The organism is Nocardioides sp. Iso805N (assembly GCF_000364605.1).
Lineage (GTDB): Bacteria > Actinomycetota > Actinomycetes > Propionibacteriales > Nocardioidaceae > Nocardioides.
Genome location: NZ_KB822587.1, coordinates 52384 through 68152 on the forward strand (window position 1 = coordinate 52384; position 15769 = coordinate 68152).

A 15769-nucleotide genomic window follows, 5' to 3' on the forward strand; every position below is an offset into this window, starting at 1 on the left:
TCAGATCCGCTCGATGATGGTGGCGTTCGCCATCCCGCCGCCCTCGCACATCGTCTGCAGGCCGTAGCGGCCGCCCGTGGTCTCGAGGCGATTGAGCAGGGTGCTCATCAGACGGGTGCCGGAGGCGCCCAGCGGGTGACCGAGCGCGATCGCGCCGCCGAACGGGTTGAGCCGCTCGAGGTCGGCGTTGAACTCCCGGGCCCAGGCGAGCGGCACCGACGCGAAGGCCTCGTTGACCTCGTAGGCGTCGATGTCGTCGATCGTCAGACCCGACTTCGCCAGGACCTTGTGGGTCGCCGGAATCGGACCCGTCAGCATGATCTCCGGGTCGTCGCCGACCACGGCGAAGCTGTGGAAGCGCGCCCGGGGCGTCAGCCCGAGGGCGGCCGCGCGCTCCTCGCTCATGATGAGAGCCGCCGAGGCGCCATCGGTCAGCGGCGAGGCGTTGCCGGCGGTGATCGACCAGGAGATCTCGGGATACTGCGCCGACATCGCCTCGGTCTGGAAGGAGGGCTTCAGCCCGGCGAGCCCCTCGGCGGTGGTCGAGGCGCGGACGGTCTCGTCGACCGTGTGGATCGCCCCGTCGGGCAGCGTGATCGGCACGATGTCCTTGTCGAAGCCGCCAGCCTGACCGTACGCCGCAGCGCGCTGGTGCGACTGCGCGGCATAGGCGTCGAGGGTCTCGCGGTCGAGCTTCCAACGGGCGGCGATCAACTCGGCGCCGATGCCCTGGTTGGGCAGGCTCGCGAAGCGCTGCGCCAGCGGGCCGAGCGGGTCGCCGGTGCCACGGGCGGAGCCCATCGGCACCCGGCTCATCGACTCCACGCCGCAGGCGATGGCGATGTCATAGGCCCCCGCGATGACGCCCTGAGCGGCGAAGTGCGCAGCCTGCTGGGAGGAGCCGCACTGACGGTCGACCGTCGTCGCGGGCACGCTCACCGGGAAGCCCGCCACCAGCAGCGCGGTCCGACCGATGTTCTGAGCCTGGTCGCCGTACTGGCCGACACAGCCGGTGATGACGTCATCGACGAGGCTCGGGTCGATCCCGGTGCGCTCGACGAGGGCGCGCAACGTGCTTGCCAGCAGCTCGGCGGGATGGACGCCGGAGAGCGCCCCACCCGGCTTGCCCTTGCCGGACGCGGTCCGAACGATGTCGACGATGACGGCAGAGGTCACAGGTCTGATCCAATCGGGATTATTAGTAAGATGATTATTTCGCAATCTACGCCTGCGCGATCCGTCGCGCAACCCGCCTGGCGACTCGCCTGATGGACCCACCGGGGACCCCGCGGAGTGGCGGCGTCAGGGTCTGGCGCGCAGCACCGGCCGAGGTCCGTCGTAGCGCTCCAACAGCTCGCGGACCTTCTCGTCGATGGCCCAGGCACGACCGTCATCGCGGCCCACGAAGACCGTCTCGGCCTCCGCTACGACGCTCGGCTCGGCCATCTCGGCATCGACGATCTCCGCGGCCATGGTCGCGCTCCGGGTGCCGACCCGCGGGAACCACAACCGCACGGTGAGCTCCTGAGCCCGCCAGAAGACCTCGCGCCGGTACTCCAGGACCTGCTGCGCGACGACATAGCGAGCGCGGTCCTCGAGCGCATCGAAGATCCCGCCGACATATCGGTCGCCTCCGGGCGGCGTGACGCCGAAGATGCGATGGCGCGCCTCGTCGATGAGGCGCAGGTAGGCGACATTGGAGACGTGCCCGGTCTGGCCCCCGAGATCCTCGGCCCGCAGCTGAAGCCGCACCTCGAGCGCGCTCATCGGCGCGCCTCCCCACGAAGCCGCAGCAGGCCTTCCTGCATCGTCGTCGCGAGCAGGACGCCGCGCTCGTCGTACATCTCGCCCCGACAGAGCCCTCGGCCCCCGCCCGCCCAGGGCGATCGCTGGTCGTAGCAGAACCACTCGCCGACGCGGATCGGGGCGTGGAACCAGACCGAGTGGTTGAGGGTGGCGAACTGGAGGCCCGGCGTGCCGTACGTGATGCCGTGAGGCCCCAGCGCGACCGACAGGAACAGGCAATCGGACACGTAGACGAGCGCAGCCTCGTTCAGCCGAAGGTCGTCGCCGCCCACAGCCGAAATACGATGCCAGGCCCGCTGCGAGGCGGGCACGGACTCGCCACGGGCGCCCGCAACGCGGACCGGAGGCCCTTCGAAGAGGTACTCGACGCCCCGCTCGGCGCTCACCCCGGCGCGCCAGCGCTCGAACTCGTCGTCGCCGACGTACAGCTCGTGGGCAGCGGGGAGCCCAACGCGTTCGGACGCGTCGCCGCCCCACCCGTGCCGGAGCGATCCGGACTCCTCGGCATGGAACGAGACCGACGCCGTCAGTAGCAGCTCATCGCCCTGCCACGCCTCGACGGCGCGACTGGTGTAGCTGCCGCCATCGCGTACGCGCGTGACCCGATAGTCGGTCCGCAGCGTCGCATCGCCGGCCCGCAGGAACTGGAAGTTGGCGACATGCGCACGGCGATCGTCGGGACAGGTCAGGGCCGCCGCCATGAACGCCTGCCCGGCGACCTCGCCGCCGAAGAACCAGGTCGAGCTGCGCGAGGGGTGCACCGACCTGAAGGCATCGGTCCCCGCGGGCTCGAGCGCGAGCATCTCGGGAACGCTACGCAGGGCCGTGACGCTCTCCTCACCGTCCACGTCGCGGCCATGCTCCACCCAACCAGTTCTCGCCACGCACGCTCCAACCCTCGGGCAAATACAGTTAACTCATTGCACTTTAGGACAGGTCGAGTCCCGTAGCAAACCCACTCTGCCGGGCGCCAGGGTGCGTTGTCAGGCGACCACGCCCTGCTCGCGCAACGCGGCGATCCGGTCGGCGAAGCCGAACTCGGTCAGGATGGCATCGGTGTGCTGGCCGACGGTGCAGCCGGCATCCGCCTTGGTCGTGGACCGGGAGAACGACACCATCGGAGCGAGCCGGCGATGCTCGTCGAAGATCGGGCTGACCGCCTCGACGACGAACCCTGCCGCGACATAGTCGTCGCCCTGCATGAGCTTCTCGGCCGACGCCTCGGCCGCCTCGACGCAGCCGACGTCCTGCCGGGTCAGCTCCTCCTCCCAGTCGCTGGCCGGCTTGCCGGCGAAGACACCACCGAGGACCTCGGCCAGGACGGCATCGTGCCGCTGCCGCGACTCCTCGGTCGAGAAGCGCGGATCGGAGCCGAGCTCGACGTAGGGCTTCATCGCCGTCACCAGCTCCTGCCACTCCCCCGGCTCCGCGGCCGCCAGGAAGACATAGCCACTCGCGGCCGGGTAGAGGCGGTAGAGGGCGCCCAGACCCCAGAACTCCTCGTCGGCGATCGGCGCCGGGCTCACTCCGGCGTACTCGTTGTTGATGTGGTTGAGGCAGTTCAGTGCGCTTCCGAACATCGAGGTCGTCAGACCGGTGAAGGTGGTTCCGTTGCGCCGCTTCGCGTAGATCGCAAGCATCAAGGCCGAGGCGACAGCGACGGCGGCGACCCCGTCCGCCTGCACAGCGGGAACGGCGTGCGCCGCGTGCAGCATCGGGGCCATCGCGCGCAGCTCGTCCCGGTCCCGAGGTGCGCCGGTGCGCCCTCGGGCCTCGAGGTGGGCGATGCCGCTGCAGGCCCCGATCGAGGGCGCGTACGCCGGGCGGAATGCGAAGGGGCCGTCGTGACCGTAGCCGAAGGAGTTGACGTAGATCAGCTCGGGATTGATCGCCTTGAGGGAGGCCTCGTCCAGGCCCATCCGCTCCGCGGCGCCGGACCGCATGCACTGGAAGACGACGTCCGCCTGGACCGCGATCGAACGAACGATCTCCCGCCCCTCCGGGGTGTGGGCGTCGATGGCCAGGCTCTCCTTGCCCTGGAGCACCTTCGCACCGCCGGCCTCGGGGAACTGCACGAGGGTGCGGATGTTGTCACCCTCGATGCTCTCGACCTTGATGACGCGGGCTCCGAGGTCGGCCAGCAGCGTCACGCCGTAGGGGCCGGCGAACATCGTGCCGAGCTCGAGGATCGTGATGCCCTCCAACGGGAGCGCGCGCCGGTCGGAACCGGACGACACGACGTCCGTCGTGGCTCGGGCCGCCTCGGCCCGAAGCGCCTCGCTGTCGGCCCCGATCGCCGGAGCCGGGGAGGGCCAGTGGATCGGCTCACCCTCGGCGAACACCAACGGCGCGGGCTGGCGCACCGGACCCAGGTCGGGCTGGTCGATCGTGATCGCCCGACCCTCGAACGCGATCTGCGGGTGATCGAAGGCGCCGGTGGGCGATCGGAAGATCTCGGCGCTGATGTCCGGGTTGGTCTCGAACGTCTCCTGCCACTGCGCCAGCGTGCGCTGCCCCACCTGGTCGATCATCATCAGCCAGAACTCCTCGCGGAGCTCGGCGGTCGGCAGCGCCGGGAAGCCCGCCCACTTCGGATTCGCCAGCTCGGCCAGCAGACCCAGCTCCTTGAGCCACGCCTGCATGAGCCGAGGCGCCGTCTGCGCGAACTGCAGCCAGACACCGTCGTCGGTCGGCGCGATCAGGAGCGCGTAGAGCAACGGCGCGTTCGGGCGCAGCTGCTCGTCGTAGGCGCCCTCCTGCGGCATGAACGCGCCCGGGTAGCGATCGAGCACCATCTCGAGGAACCAGTTGAACGTGTCCATCGAGCCCACGCCCTGCACCAGCGAGGTCTCCAGGAGCTGTCCACGGCCGGAGTCCTCACGCTCGAGGAGCGCTGCCAGGGTGCCGTGCGCGGCATTGTGCGCCGCTGCCCACGAGCCGTAGGGCACCGAGACGTAGGCCGGCCCCGGCCTGCGGGCCAGCTGGCGCTTGGCGTGCATGATGCCGGTCTTGGCGTTGACCAGTGCCTCGTGGCCCTTGTAGTGCGACCACTGGTTGTCGGCGCCGAACCCGGTGATGTGCGCCGCGACCAGGCGCGGGAAGTCCTGCGCGAGCGACTCGGCGCTGAGCCCTAGATCGGCCACCTGCCCTGGCCGCAGGTCATGGACCAGTACGTCGGCGGTGGCCAGCAGGCCACGCAGCGTCTCCCGATCCCCGGCGCCGCCGAGGTCGAGCACGATGCTGCGCCGGCCCCGAAGGAGGCCGGGCCAGCCGGGGAGCCGTCGGATCGGCGATCCCCCCGGTGCCTCGATCATGATCACCTCGGCCCCTGCGTCGGCCATGAACTGGCTGTAGTAGGCGCCGGCCAGCTGCGTGGTCAGGTCGACGACGCGGAGGCCCGCGAGCGGGCTCTGGTGCTCAGTCATTCTCGTGTCCTCACGGCGATGCGTGTGATGCGAGCCACAGGTCCCAAGACAAGGCACCTCTGGCAATGGTTATCGGTGATTTATTTCGCTATTCGTCCGTACGACGTCGGCTCAGGGCTGGCCCGGCTTCAGCTCCACGAAGAGGCCCTCGGCCTCGGCGCAGAGCACGTCGCCGTGGTGGATGGTGCCGCGCAGGACCCGCTTGCGACCGACCTCCTCGACGACCCAGCCACGCACGGTCAGCTCGGGCCCGATCGGCGTGATCGAGCGGAAGTCGGTGTGCAGGTAGGCCGTCCGACACGGCGTACGGCCACCCGACTGCGCAAGGCGGCCCAACAGCTCGTCGAAGAAGAGCGGGATCGTGCCGCCGTGGGCGGCCATGTTGCCGCCCAGGAAGTAGTCACCGAACCGCACCCGGCCGACGATGGCCATCTCGTCACCGGCATCGACGGTCAGCGCCGGAGAGGTGACCTGGCCACGCCCGACCACGTCGTTGCGCCGGCCGTAGGGCCGCTCCCGCTCAGGCACGGCCATCGGCTCGAGCATCGCCGTCCACCGATCGAGCCCGTCGGCCAGCTCCATCGCGGAGCCCGCGTCGGGCGCCGCCGCGGCCAGGGTGTCGAGGAACGTCCGCAGCGACCCGATCATCCGACCGTAGGCACGACCGTAGTCGGCACCGCCCCCGGGCGCCCGCGTCCTCCAGGGCACCGGGGTCGGCGTCGCAAGCGGGTCAGACGGACTCAAGCCGGCACGCTTCCGGTGTGGACGCGGGCAGCGTGCAGACCCTCCTCGGTCGTGGGTGCCTCGATCCGCCAGTCCCCGCACGAGCACCAGCAGTCGTAGTGCGTGCCGTCTGCCGCCGGAATGATCGCCTGGCCGTCGCAGTACCCGCCGCTGTTGGCGATGTTCTGGAGGAACTCCAGCGGCTTCTCGTACAGGCTGTTGTCGTCGTGGTCACTCACGAGGCGCTCTCCTTCTGCTCGGCTCCAACGGGACGGAAGACCGGAAGCAGCCATCCGTCGCTGATCGGATGGAAGTCGACCTCGAGCTCCATCCCGATCTCCACGGTGCCTGGCTCGACTCCGATGACGTTACTGACAAGACGCGCACCGGGGGCGTCCGGAAGGTCGACCACGGCCGGCACCAGCGTGATGTCCGGGAGGCCAGGGAAGCCATGCACCACCGCGAAGCTGTAGACCTGCGCACGACCCGACAGGTCGACCCACTCGACCTCACCCGACTGGCACTCGGGACAGTACGCCGTGGGCGGCAGCCGGAAGTGGCCGCACGAGCCGCAGCGGGGAGCCACGAGACGACGCTCCTTGGCCGCCTGCCAGAACGGCTCCGTGGTCGGATCGGTGGCGATCTTGATGACTTCGGTCGGCAGGGCTGTCGCGAGCACCATCATGCGTCCTTTCCAAGGATCAGGCCCGAGACGGGCAGGCTGGCCGGACCACCGGTGACGAGTGCGTGCTCGGCACCCTCGACCTGGTTGATCGCCGTACCTCGCATCTGCTCGACGCCCTCCAGCAGGTGGGTCATGCCGATGATGTAGGCCTCCGAGAGCTGGCCGCCGTGGGTGTTGACCGGGATCTGCCCGGCTCGTGGACGCGCGCTGTAGCGGATGTTCCCGCCCAGGACGAAGTCGTTGCCCTGACCACGCTCGCAGAACCCGTAGTCCTCCAGCTGCATCAGGACCATCGGGCTGAAGTGGTCGTAGAGCAGTGCCACGTCGATGTCGGTCGGCTCGAGGCCGGCCTGCTTGTAGAGCCGCTCGGCGATGGGCTTGTTCCCCGCGGAGGCGAAGTACTCGTCGGGCATCCCCATCCACCCGAAGGCACGGCCCCACTCGCGACGGCCACCGTGGGCGGTCGCGACGACCGGGACCGGCTTCTGCTTGAGGTCACGGGCGCGGTCGATGCCGGTCGTGATGACCGCGACCGCACCGTCGGTCTCCTGACAGAAGTCGTAGAGACAGAGCGGCTCGGCGATCATGCGCGCCGCGAAGTAGTCCCCCCGGGTCAGCGGGGTGCCTCGGAACCGTGCCTTGGGCCGGGTCTGCGCGTTCTCCCGCTCCGTCAGCGCGATCTCGCAGAAGGCGTCCCGCGTGGTGCCGTAGAGGTGCATGTGGCGACGAGCGAGGACCGACATGAGGTGGCCCGGCCCCGAGAGCCCGGAGGGCTGCAGGAAGGAGTTGGTCGGCGTGGCCGGTGCGGCGGCGAAGACCGAGCCGAGCCGCTGCTTGGCCTGCTGCAACGCCATCACGGTGACCACCACGGTGGCGTCGCCGGCGACGATCGCCGCCCGGGCGAGGCCGATCGAGCCGGCCGACCCACCGCCGCCGGAGGTCAGGGAGGCGGTGAAGGTGACCTCGTCGATGCCGAGGATCTCCATGAAGTCGGCGGTGTCCATCTTCTCGCCGTACCCGGCGCCCGCACCGGAGTAGTAGGCGAATCCGTCGATGTCCTTGACGCTGAGACCGGCATCGGCACACGCGTTGAGGATCGCCTCACAGGCCATCTCCGTCGTCGTGCGAGGCCAGGACTCGCCACGCTTGTAGTAGTCGGTCGCGCCGATCCCGACGATCGCGACGTCGCGCAATCCGTTGGTCACGCCGGATCAGCCCTGGATGCATTCGGTGCTGGCGGGCACCGGCGGGACGTGCGGGAACAGCTCGTAGAAGGCACCCTGCGTGACGCGCTGCACCGTCTCCGGCCGCGCACCGGCGAACAGGCCCTCGAGCGTCTTCTGGGTGTGCCCGAAGGTGCCCTCCATGTGCGGGTAGTCCGAGCCGAACATGACGTTCTTGTAGCCCATCGCCTCGTTGGCGGCGACTGCCGTCTCGTCGTGCTGGAAGGAGGCGAAGATCTGCGTCATCAGGATCTCCTTCGGGTCACGCGTCAGCTTCGGCCGCACGGCCATGTGGTGCTGGCGGTAGCCCTCGAGAAGCCGGTCGCCCAGGAACGGGATCCAGGTCGCGCCGCCCTCGGAGATGAGCACCTTGAGATCGGGGTGACGGTCCAGCGCACCGGATGCCACCAGCTTCATCGCGGCGCGCTGGCCCGAGAAGGTGGTCTCGGTGTAGTTCATGATCGCGCCGCCGGGACCGCGGTAGACCTGGCCGGCGCCGCCGGACGTCATGTCGACCGGGTCGGTGCCGATGTGGAAGGCCGGAATGATGCCCGACTTCTCGCAGATGGCCCAGAAGGGCTCCCAGTCATCACGGTGCCAGTCCGGCGCGCTCGGGTGCGGCGTGGTGGGCAAGAAGACGGCCTTGAAGTCGTGCTCCGCCAGCCACTCGATCTCCGAGACCGCGTCCTCGACCCGCAACGTCGAGACCTGACCGGTCACGACATACCGCTCCGAGACCGGCACCAGCTCCTCGAGCGCATACTCGTTGCTGGCACGCATGCAGGCCTTGAGCAGCTCCGGCGTACGGAAGGTCGAGGCCCACATCCCCAGACTCGGGAAGATCACCTCGCCCCAGACACCCTCCTTGTCCAGGTCACCCAGCCGCGCGACCGGGTCACGCACGCCCTGCGGCTTGTTGCTCTCCTCGACGAACTTGACCGCCGCCGAGGTCGGCAGCTTGCGCCGGAAGGTCTGGCCGTCGACCGAGACCGTCTCCCACTCGCCGTCAGGGTCCTTCAGCGACTTCGGCGTCAGATCCGCCATAGCCTTCGGGAGTCGGGCCGACCACACGTCCTCGGGTTCGAGGAAGTGCGAGTCACCCGAGTTGGTCCACATCTTTGCCATTGCGAAACCTCCACGCTCAATCCGTGCGAATGAGTTAGATGTTGGCACTGGTGCGGGTCCTGCGCAATAGTTTCTAAGACAGTGACATTAACTTTTTGAGGTGAGCGGTGACCACGGAGACGGACAGCAAGCGGCGCAAGCACGCGGCCGGCGAGGCGACCCGCATCACCCTGCTCGAGGCGGCAGAGCGCCTCTTCGCCTTCAGGGGCATCGACGGCGTCTCGCTCCGTGAGATCCAGCAGGCCGCCGGGCAGTCGAACGCCTCGGTCGTCGGCTACCACTTCGGCTCCAAGGCCGGCCTGGTCCAAGCCCTGATCGCCTACCGCCATCCGGGCGTCGAGGCGGAGCGGGGGGCGGCACTGGCCGCACTGGAGGCCGAGGTGAGCGAACGCGACCCGGCTCGCGCCACCGCTCGCGAGCTGGTCTCGGTGATCGTCGATCCACTGGTCTCGAGCATCCGGCGCGGCGAGATGTACGCCCCCTTCCTGGCTCGACTCAGCGAGGACCCCAAGGCCCGGAGCGAGTACTGGCCCGCGGGCATCGACGACGACCTCACCACCGAGGTGGCCGAGCGCCTGATCGATGCGGTCCTCGACAAGCACCCCGAACGAGTCCGACGCGCTCGATCCCGCCAGTTCCTGGTCTCCGCGCTGCACGTCCTCGGTGACCACGCCCGCAACGGCAGCCCGCTGAGTGACGTCAGGGTCGCGACCTACGTCGACGGCTGGGCCGCGCTGCTGACCGCCCGCGTCTCGCCGCAGACGCAGGCGCTGCTGGATCCCTGATCCGCGCGGTGGTCAGGTCTGCAGCGATCGCGCCATCGCGGGCACGTCACCGAGCGCGCGCAGCGCATCGTTGAGGTGCGTGCAGCCTGCGGTTCCGGCGAGCGATGTCAGCACCACCTCGCGCAGGTCGGCGAGCGGGACGCCGACCAGGCGGTGAACCTGCCGGGTGGCGAGCGGGCACTCGGCGTACGGAAGGACCCGTGGCTCCGGGATCACCTCGAGCAGCTCGCCCGTGCGCAGACCGGCGGTTGCGGTCAGCCCGTACTCGTGGACGGCGACCCGACCGCCGTCGGGCGTGGTGGCGGAGTCCTGGAACATGGCGTCCACCCGGATCAGCTCGCCCTCCAGCCAGACGTCGATACGCCGCATCCGTCGCATCGACATCTCGCTGATCTCCGCGACCTCGTGCCAGGCCCACGGATCGGGGTCCTCGGCGAGGGGACGGACGGCACAGGTCCGATGCGTCCACCGAGAGCTTCCGTCGGGCGCCAGCCCGCTCGATCCGGGCATGAAGCCGGTACAGATCCCCACCATAGGCCGGGTGTGCCCCTTGGCCTGGCTGATCTCCAGCAGCCGCTCGACGGGGATCCACTGGGCTGCGGCGAAGCCGCTGATCAGGGTCGCTCCCGGGGTGTCGTCCACGAGCAGGCTCGAGGGCCGTCCAGGGTCCTGGAGCTCCGGGACCTGGTCGGCCACCGTCGCCCGGAAGCCGCCCATCGCTCCGCTGCCCACCAGCTCGTCGATCTCGCGCGGCTCCCCGTCCGGCGCGGCGCGAAGAGCGAAGTGCAACACCTTGCGACCCGGCGAGACGTCGACGTCGACGCGCTCCTCGTGCAGCACCACCGGCGCGCCGCGCTCCGGGGTCAGCAGGTCACGACCACGGCCCGCGAGCCAGAGGTCGGTGCCGAGGCCATCGGACCAGGTCATGTCGATCGTCGTCGTACGGCGCAGCGAGCCGGGCCGGCGCGCGGGGGTCGCGTCCGCCGGCCCACGCGGCGTGAGCTCCTCGGGCACGTAGATCGCACTCATCGGCATCCCTCTCCGGTCATCATCGGGCGGCGGCGATGTCGCGCCCGATGATCTCCTTCATCACCTCGGTGGTCCCGCCGTAGATGGTCTGGATCCGTGAGTCGATGAAGGCGCGACCCACCGGATACTCCATCATGTAGCCGTAGCCGCCGTGCAGCTGCAGGCACCGATCGGTCACCCGCTTCTGCAGCTCGGTCGACCACCACTTCGCCTTCGCCGCGTCGACCGCCGTCAGCTCGCCGGCGTTGAGGTTGAGCGTCGCCGCCTCGAGGAAGGCACGCGTCACGTCCAGCTCAGTCTGCATCTCGGCGAGCGCGAAACGGGTGTTCTGCAGGTCGATGATCGGCGCGCCGTAGGCACGGCGGTTCGTGGTGTAGTCGATGGTCCAGTCGAGCACGGCCTCAGCGGATCCGATGGCGTACCACGCGATCGACATCCGCTCGCGCGGCAGCCGCTCCATCAGGTGCGGGAGCCCGCGACCCTCGGTGCCCAGCAGGTTCGTGGCGGGAACCCGGACGTTGTCGAAGAAGAGCTCCGCCGTGTCCTGCGCGTGCATGCCGACCTTGTCGAGCTTGCGGCCCCGCTCGAACCCCGGCGTACCGGTGTCGACGATGAGCAGGCTCAGACCCGATCGGCCCTCGGTCTGATCGGTGCGGGCCGCGACGACCACGACGTCCGAGCTGATCCCGTTGGTGATGAAGGTCTTGCTGCCGTTGATGACCCACTCGTCACCGTCGCGCACCGCACTGGTCCGGATGCCCCGGAGATCGCTGCCCGCGCCGGGCTCCGTCATCGCGATCGAGCTGACGATCTCGCCCGATGACATCCCCGGCAGATACCTGGCCTTCTGCTCCTCGGTGCCCAGCTCGGCGATGTAGCAGCCGACGATGTCCTCGTTGATGCCGAACGCGCCGTCGAGCGAGGTCGCGTTCACCCGCGCGAGCTCCTCCTTGACGATGGCTCGGAAGCGGTAGTCGCTCTGACCCGCGCCGCCGTACTCCTCGGGGAACGGGATCCCGACCACGCCCTGCTTGCCCGCGGCGAGCCACGGCTGCCGGTCGATCAGCCGCTCGTCCTCCCAACGGGCCAGGTTGGACTTGACCTCGCGCTCGACGAATTCACGCACGATCGCGCGGAACGCGTCGTGCTCTTCGGTGTAGAAGGTCGACTTCATGGCTTGTCTCCTGGGTCGGGTGGTTGGGGTCGGAGCGGCGCGGCTCAGCGGAAGCGCGCGGTCCGCTCCTGGAAATCGCTGCTGGTCAGAAGGGCGCCCTGGACGGACCCCAGCGTCGCCAGCTCCGTGTGAAGGCCGGGCGTCACGACGCGGCTCAGACTCGCCTTGCTGCGATCGAGCGCTGTCGCCGGCAGCGACGCGAGCCGCTGCGCCAGGGCGTCGACAGCCGCGGGGAGATCCTCCGGTGCCGCGACGCGGTTGAGCAGGCCCCACTCGAGAGCGGTCTGGGCGGAGATTGCCTCACCGAGCAGCACCATCTCCCTCGCGCGGGTGACACCGATGGCGTGCGTGAGCAGGTGTGCGCCGCCCATGCCGGGGACCAGGCCGACACCGATCCACGAGCTCGCGAAGGTCGATCGCGTCGTCGCGACCCGCAAGTCGCAGGCCATCGCCAGGTCCAGGCCGGCACCGAGAGCCGCGCCGTCGATCTCAGCAATGACGGGCACCGGGGATCCGAGCAGCTCGGCGACCAGCCGCTGGAAGTGGCGATAGACCACATCGGTGACCGCCGCCGGCCCGTGGCTCGCCACCTCGCTGAGATCGGTGAGGTCGCCGCCCGCGCAGAAGACCGGCGAGGCACCGGCAAGGACGACCACGCGGACGGGGTCGTGGCCGTCGCGCTCGTCGCGTACGGCGGCGATCCGGTCGGCGAGCCCGGCGACCAGATCGACCGTCAGGGCGTTGCGCCGCTGCGGCCGGTCCAAGGTCAGCCGCAGCACCGCGCCGCGGCGTTCCTCCAGGAATCCTCGCTGCGCCGTGTCGGCGACGTCGACCGCTTCAGACATCCCACCGGCCGCGCTGGTCATGCCAGACCGCGGATCGAGCGGGCCAGGCTCAACGCCAGGTCCTGGTCGGGCAGACCGACGCCGTTGACCTGGTAGTGCGCGATCAGATCGCCCCAGCGAGCCTGCATCGCAGGACCGATCTCCTCGGGCGCACCCACGATCGCGAACTCGTGGAGGACCTCGTCACTGATCAGCTCACCCATCGTCTGCCAGCGACGGTCGTCGCCCGAGACCGAGAGCCGGTGGAGCTCCTCCCCGAGGTCGCCCCATCCGTGCGCCTCGAGGACACCGCGGTAGGCCGGCGTCGAACCGTAGAAGGCGATCTGCTCGGTCACCTTCCGGCGGGACTCGGCGTACTCCCGCTCGTCGCGCCCGGTGACGATGAAGCTGCCGCCGACGACATCGAAGTCGCGCCCGGCCTCACCCGGCGCACCCCGGGAGCGCCCGGCCTCGACGGCCGGCAGGGTGACTGTGCGGACGTAGGTCGTGGTGGTGAAGGGATGCAGGAGCAGTCCGTCGGCGACCTCGCCGGCGACCTCGGTCATCCGGCCGCCGACGGCGGCGATGTAGACCTTCGGCATCGGCTGTGAGCCCTCCGGGGTGAACATCGGCGTCATCAGCGTGTGCTGGTAGAAGTCGCCACGGAAGTCGAGCTTGTCCCCGGTCCGCCATGCCGACCAGATCGCCCGCATCGCCGCGACGTATTCGGCCATCCGAGCGGCCGGACTCCCCCACGGCATCGCGTAGCGCCGTTCGATGTGCGGCTTGATCTGGCTGCCGAGCCCGAGGGTGAGGCGGCCACCGCTGAACTCCTGCAAGAGCCAGCCCTGGTGGGCGAGCAGCATCGGCGAGCGAGCGAAGGCCACCGCGATGCCGGTCATGAGGTCGACCTTCGTGGTGGCGCCCGCCGCAAGGGTGAGCTGAAGGACCGGATCGGCCTTCACCTCGCTGCACGAGACGGCATCAAGTCCTGCGGACTCGGCCGCGCAGGCCGCCTCGGCAACCCCGGCGAGACCATCGCCCTCCACTGCCAACGGCACCCCAACGCGCACGACGTACTCCCTCCAACCTCGACGACAAGAGCCAAATTATTATACTTTTTAAATCGAAGCCAGGCCCCTGACCTGGCGTCTGAGAGAAAGAAGCAACGCATGGACCCCGCTGACCTCGCCCTGCTCGTCGTCCGGAGCGTCGTCGGACTGACGCTGGTCGCCCACGGCATCAACCACTGGGTCGGTGGCGGCAGGATCGCCGGTACGGCGCGGTGGTTCGAGGGGCTCGGTCTACGCCATGGCCGGCTCCAGGCGTGGGCCAGCGTCGTGACCGAGATCGGCGCCGGCGCACTGCTCGTCCTCGGCCTCCTGACGCCGCTCGCCGCGGCCGCCACCATCTCGGTGATGTCGGTCGCCGCGCTGCTGGCACATCGTCGCAACGGCTTCTTCGTGTTCAAGGACGGCTGGGAGTACGTCATGGTGTTGGCCGTCACAGCCCTCTCCCTGGGCCTCATGGGCCCGGGGAGTGTGTCGGTCGACCACCTGGCGGGGACCACTGTCGACGGCTGGGCCGGAGGCACGATCGCGCTCCTGGTCGGTGTCGCCTCGACCGCCCTGCTGCTGCTCGCGACCTACCGTCCGGTTCGCGACGGCTGAGCCGTTGCCGAGGCTCGCGTCCGCTGCGCACTCAGCTCGAGGTGGCGCTCCCACATCGCACCCGACCTGCGGACCACGTCCGTGGGCGGCGCCAGCAGCACGGCCTGGCCGTTGGTGCGACTCGGCAGCGAGATCGTGACATCGGCGAACGCGGTCTCCACGTCACGCTGATTGGTCATCTTCATCTTCACGTCGACCACCGTCAGGCCGTTCTCCTCACGCTTGTCGACGATCTCGCCGGAGAGGAACTGCACGTCGCCGTGATAGTTGAACTTCCGGATCGAATCGCGCTGCTCGATGACGAAGGCGTCGTCCCCGGCCCAGTCGGTGGCGTAGTGGTGGAACCAGGTCTCGCGCATCACTCCGTAGTCGTAGGCCATCGGGTTGCCGATGGCCTGCGCCCAGGCCGAGTCCCAGTGGAGTCGCTGGGCGACGTCCGGGACACCCTGCTCGTTCTTGACGAAGAACGGCGCGATCCGCTTGCGGTTGAGGTAGGCCAGGCGCGAGGACTTCAGGCCGTAGGGCACGAAACCGTAGCCACCGGCATGGAACGCCACGACCTCGGTGGTGGTCAGCGGACCCTTGACCATCGGCGGCAGCTCATCACCGATCTCGACGTCCTCCCAGTAGCGCGGCTCGGCGCCGCGACGCTGCTCGGCGGCATAGATCGCGTCGATCCGCTCGATGTCCTCATCGGTGTACTGGGTCGGCTCGATCTGGCTGTACTTGCCGCGCTCACGGGCCGCCTTGCGCTCGGTGAGAACCCGCAGCACGCGGTGGACGTAGACGACCTCGCCACGCTGGTTGACCTTGACCTCACGGCTGACCTGGATCACCGACTGGCCGGCGAACTCCGAGTCCTTGACCTCGAGGGTCTCCTCGCCACCGAAGGCGAAGAGGCGATCACCGGGGTAGACCGGGCGGTACCACTGCGTCGATCCGCCCGACACGAAGACATGGATCCCGCGGAAGAGCCCCTTCGTCTGCTGCTTGACGTCTTCGGGCATCGGGTCTCCGAGCATCGGCGCCCCGATGATCTGCGCCATGCTGTTCGGCGCGATCTGCGAGCCCCAGCGCGTCGTCTCGCCGTAGTGCTCGTCGCCGTAGAGCGGGTTGTCGTCGCCCACACCCCAGGCGAAGTTGCGGATCGAGTCATAGGAGGCGGTGCTGATGTGCTCGAGTTGCTTCTTGGCCACGTCGACGCCGAGGAGCAGCTTGGCCCGCTCGATGTCGCGGTCGTCGAACGTGTAGTTCGTCGCCTCGTCGAATTCCTTGTCGATGTCCACCATGGGTGGCTCCG

General features: G+C 69.2%; 16 protein-coding genes. 2 read left to right on the forward strand and 14 right to left on the reverse strand.

What is annotated here, in order from left to right; translation table 11 throughout:
- The 9 genes from H036_RS0119420 to H036_RS0119460 all read right to left on the reverse strand — a co-directional run bounded on the left by H036_RS0119420 (position 1) and on the right by H036_RS0119460 (position 8987).
- A complete protein-coding gene (locus H036_RS0119420) occupies positions 1-1176 on the reverse strand; it encodes a thiolase family protein (RefSeq protein WP_017936478.1) in 1176 nt (391 codons plus the stop codon).
- Positions 1177-1302: 126 nt separating this feature from the next.
- Complete coding sequence (locus H036_RS0119425) at positions 1303-1767, reverse strand: acyl-CoA thioesterase (RefSeq protein ID WP_017936479.1); 465 nt, start codon at positions 1765-1767, stop codon at positions 1303-1305.
- Positions 1764-2690 (reverse strand): acyl-CoA thioesterase, encoded by a 927-nt coding sequence (locus H036_RS0119430; RefSeq protein ID WP_157417665.1) that lies wholly within the window; start codon positions 2688-2690, stop codon positions 1764-1766. Before H036_RS0119430 ends, H036_RS0119425 begins: the two co-directional genes overlap by 4 nt.
- A 99-nt stretch (positions 2691-2789) precedes the next feature.
- A complete protein-coding gene (locus H036_RS0119435; protein WP_017936481.1) occupies positions 2790-5231 on the reverse strand; it encodes a CaiB/BaiF CoA transferase family protein in 2442 nt (813 codons plus the stop codon).
- Positions 5232-5342: 111 nt separating this feature from the next.
- The gene (locus H036_RS0119440; protein WP_198290029.1) at positions 5343-5975 is read right to left on the reverse strand and encodes a PaaI family thioesterase; all 633 of its coding nucleotides are present in this window, start codon (positions 5973-5975) and stop codon (positions 5343-5345) included.
- Entirely contained in the window at positions 5972-6193 is a 222-nt protein-coding gene (locus tag H036_RS0119445) for a hypothetical protein (RefSeq protein WP_017936483.1), read from the reverse strand. Before H036_RS0119445 ends, H036_RS0119440 begins: the two co-directional genes overlap by 4 nt.
- A complete protein-coding gene (locus H036_RS0119450; RefSeq protein ID WP_157417667.1) occupies positions 6190-6636 on the reverse strand; it encodes a Zn-ribbon domain-containing OB-fold protein in 447 nt (148 codons plus the stop codon). The genes H036_RS0119445 and H036_RS0119450 overlap by 4 nt, the downstream gene beginning before the upstream one ends.
- Complete coding sequence (locus H036_RS0119455) at positions 6636-7844, reverse strand: thiolase C-terminal domain-containing protein (RefSeq protein ID WP_017936485.1); 1209 nt, start codon at positions 7842-7844, stop codon at positions 6636-6638. The genes H036_RS0119450 and H036_RS0119455 overlap by 1 nt, the downstream gene beginning before the upstream one ends.
- A 6-nt stretch (positions 7845-7850) precedes the next feature.
- On the reverse strand, positions 7851-8987 hold the full coding sequence (locus H036_RS0119460; RefSeq protein ID WP_017936486.1) for an amidohydrolase family protein: 1137 nt from the start codon (positions 8985-8987) through the stop codon (positions 7851-7853).
- A gap of 107 nt (positions 8988-9094) precedes the next feature.
- On the opposite strand from H036_RS0119460, the gene H036_RS0119465 reads away from it, so the two are divergent.
- Entirely contained in the window at positions 9095-9772 is a 678-nt protein-coding gene (locus tag H036_RS0119465; protein ID WP_017936487.1) for a TetR/AcrR family transcriptional regulator, read from the forward strand.
- Positions 9773-9784: 12 nt separating this feature from the next.
- Here the strand turns inward: H036_RS0119465 and H036_RS0119470 are convergent, their stop codons facing one another.
- Genes H036_RS0119470 through H036_RS0119485 form a run of 4 tightly spaced genes read right to left on the reverse strand, consistent with a single transcriptional unit; the run spans position 9785 to position 13872 of the window.
- On the reverse strand, positions 9785-10801 hold the full coding sequence (locus tag H036_RS0119470) for a DUF2889 domain-containing protein (protein ID WP_198290030.1): 1017 nt from the start codon (positions 10799-10801) through the stop codon (positions 9785-9787).
- A gap of 19 nt (positions 10802-10820) precedes the next feature.
- Positions 10821-11975 (reverse strand): acyl-CoA dehydrogenase family protein, encoded by a 1155-nt coding sequence (locus H036_RS0119475; RefSeq protein WP_017936489.1) that lies wholly within the window; start codon positions 11973-11975, stop codon positions 10821-10823.
- Positions 11976-12019: 44 nt separating this feature from the next.
- Complete coding sequence (locus H036_RS23835; protein ID WP_157417669.1) at positions 12020-12820, reverse strand: enoyl-CoA hydratase/isomerase family protein; 801 nt, start codon at positions 12818-12820, stop codon at positions 12020-12022.
- A 17-nt stretch (positions 12821-12837) separates the two neighbouring features.
- Positions 12838-13872, reverse strand: a complete 1035-nt coding sequence (locus H036_RS0119485; protein WP_157417671.1) for a TIGR03617 family F420-dependent LLM class oxidoreductase — start codon at positions 13870-13872, stop codon at positions 12838-12840.
- 99 nt (positions 13873-13971) lie between these two features.
- On the opposite strand from H036_RS0119485, the gene H036_RS0119490 reads away from it, so the two are divergent.
- Positions 13972-14469: a DoxX family protein gene (locus tag H036_RS0119490; RefSeq protein WP_017936492.1), complete on the forward strand. Its 498-nt coding sequence runs from the start codon at positions 13972-13974 to the stop codon at positions 14467-14469.
- Here H036_RS0119490 and H036_RS0119495 read toward each other — a convergent pair.
- A complete protein-coding gene (locus H036_RS0119495) occupies positions 14445-15758 on the reverse strand; it encodes an FAS1-like dehydratase domain-containing protein (RefSeq protein WP_017936493.1) in 1314 nt (437 codons plus the stop codon). The two genes, H036_RS0119490 and H036_RS0119495, sit on opposite strands and share 25 nt — an antisense overlap.
- Positions 15759-15769 lie beyond the last annotated feature (11 nt).

What these genes read in the sequence shown, in the direction of transcription:
- H036_RS0119425 (WP_017936479.1), bottom strand. Translation starts at nt 1,767, where the DNA reads ATGAGCGCGCTCGAGGTGCGGCTTCAGCTGCGGGCCGAGGATCTCGGG.
- H036_RS0119435 (WP_017936481.1), bottom strand. Translation starts at nt 5,231, where the DNA reads ATGACTGAGCACCAGAGCCCGCTCGCGGGCCTCCGCGTCGTCGACCTG.
- H036_RS0119450 (WP_157417667.1), bottom strand. Translation starts at nt 6,636, where the DNA reads ATGGTGCTCGCGACAGCCCTGCCGACCGAAGTCATCAAGATCGCCACC.
- H036_RS0119460 (WP_017936486.1), bottom strand. Translation starts at nt 8,987, where the DNA reads ATGGCAAAGATGTGGACCAACTCGGGTGACTCGCACTTCCTCGAACCC.
- H036_RS0119470 (WP_198290030.1), bottom strand. Translation starts at nt 10,801, where the DNA reads ATGAGTGCGATCTACGTGCCCGAGGAGCTCACGCCGCGTGGGCCGGCG.
- H036_RS0119475 (WP_017936489.1), bottom strand. Translation starts at nt 11,975, where the DNA reads ATGAAGTCGACCTTCTACACCGAAGAGCACGACGCGTTCCGCGCGATC.
- H036_RS23835 (WP_157417669.1), bottom strand. Translation starts at nt 12,820, where the DNA reads ATGTCTGAAGCGGTCGACGTCGCCGACACGGCGCAGCGAGGATTCCTG.
- H036_RS0119490 (WP_017936492.1), top strand. Translation starts at nt 13,972, where the DNA reads ATGGACCCCGCTGACCTCGCCCTGCTCGTCGTCCGGAGCGTCGTCGGA.
- H036_RS0119495 (WP_017936493.1), bottom strand. Translation starts at nt 15,758, where the DNA reads ATGGTGGACATCGACAAGGAATTCGACGAGGCGACGAACTACACGTTC.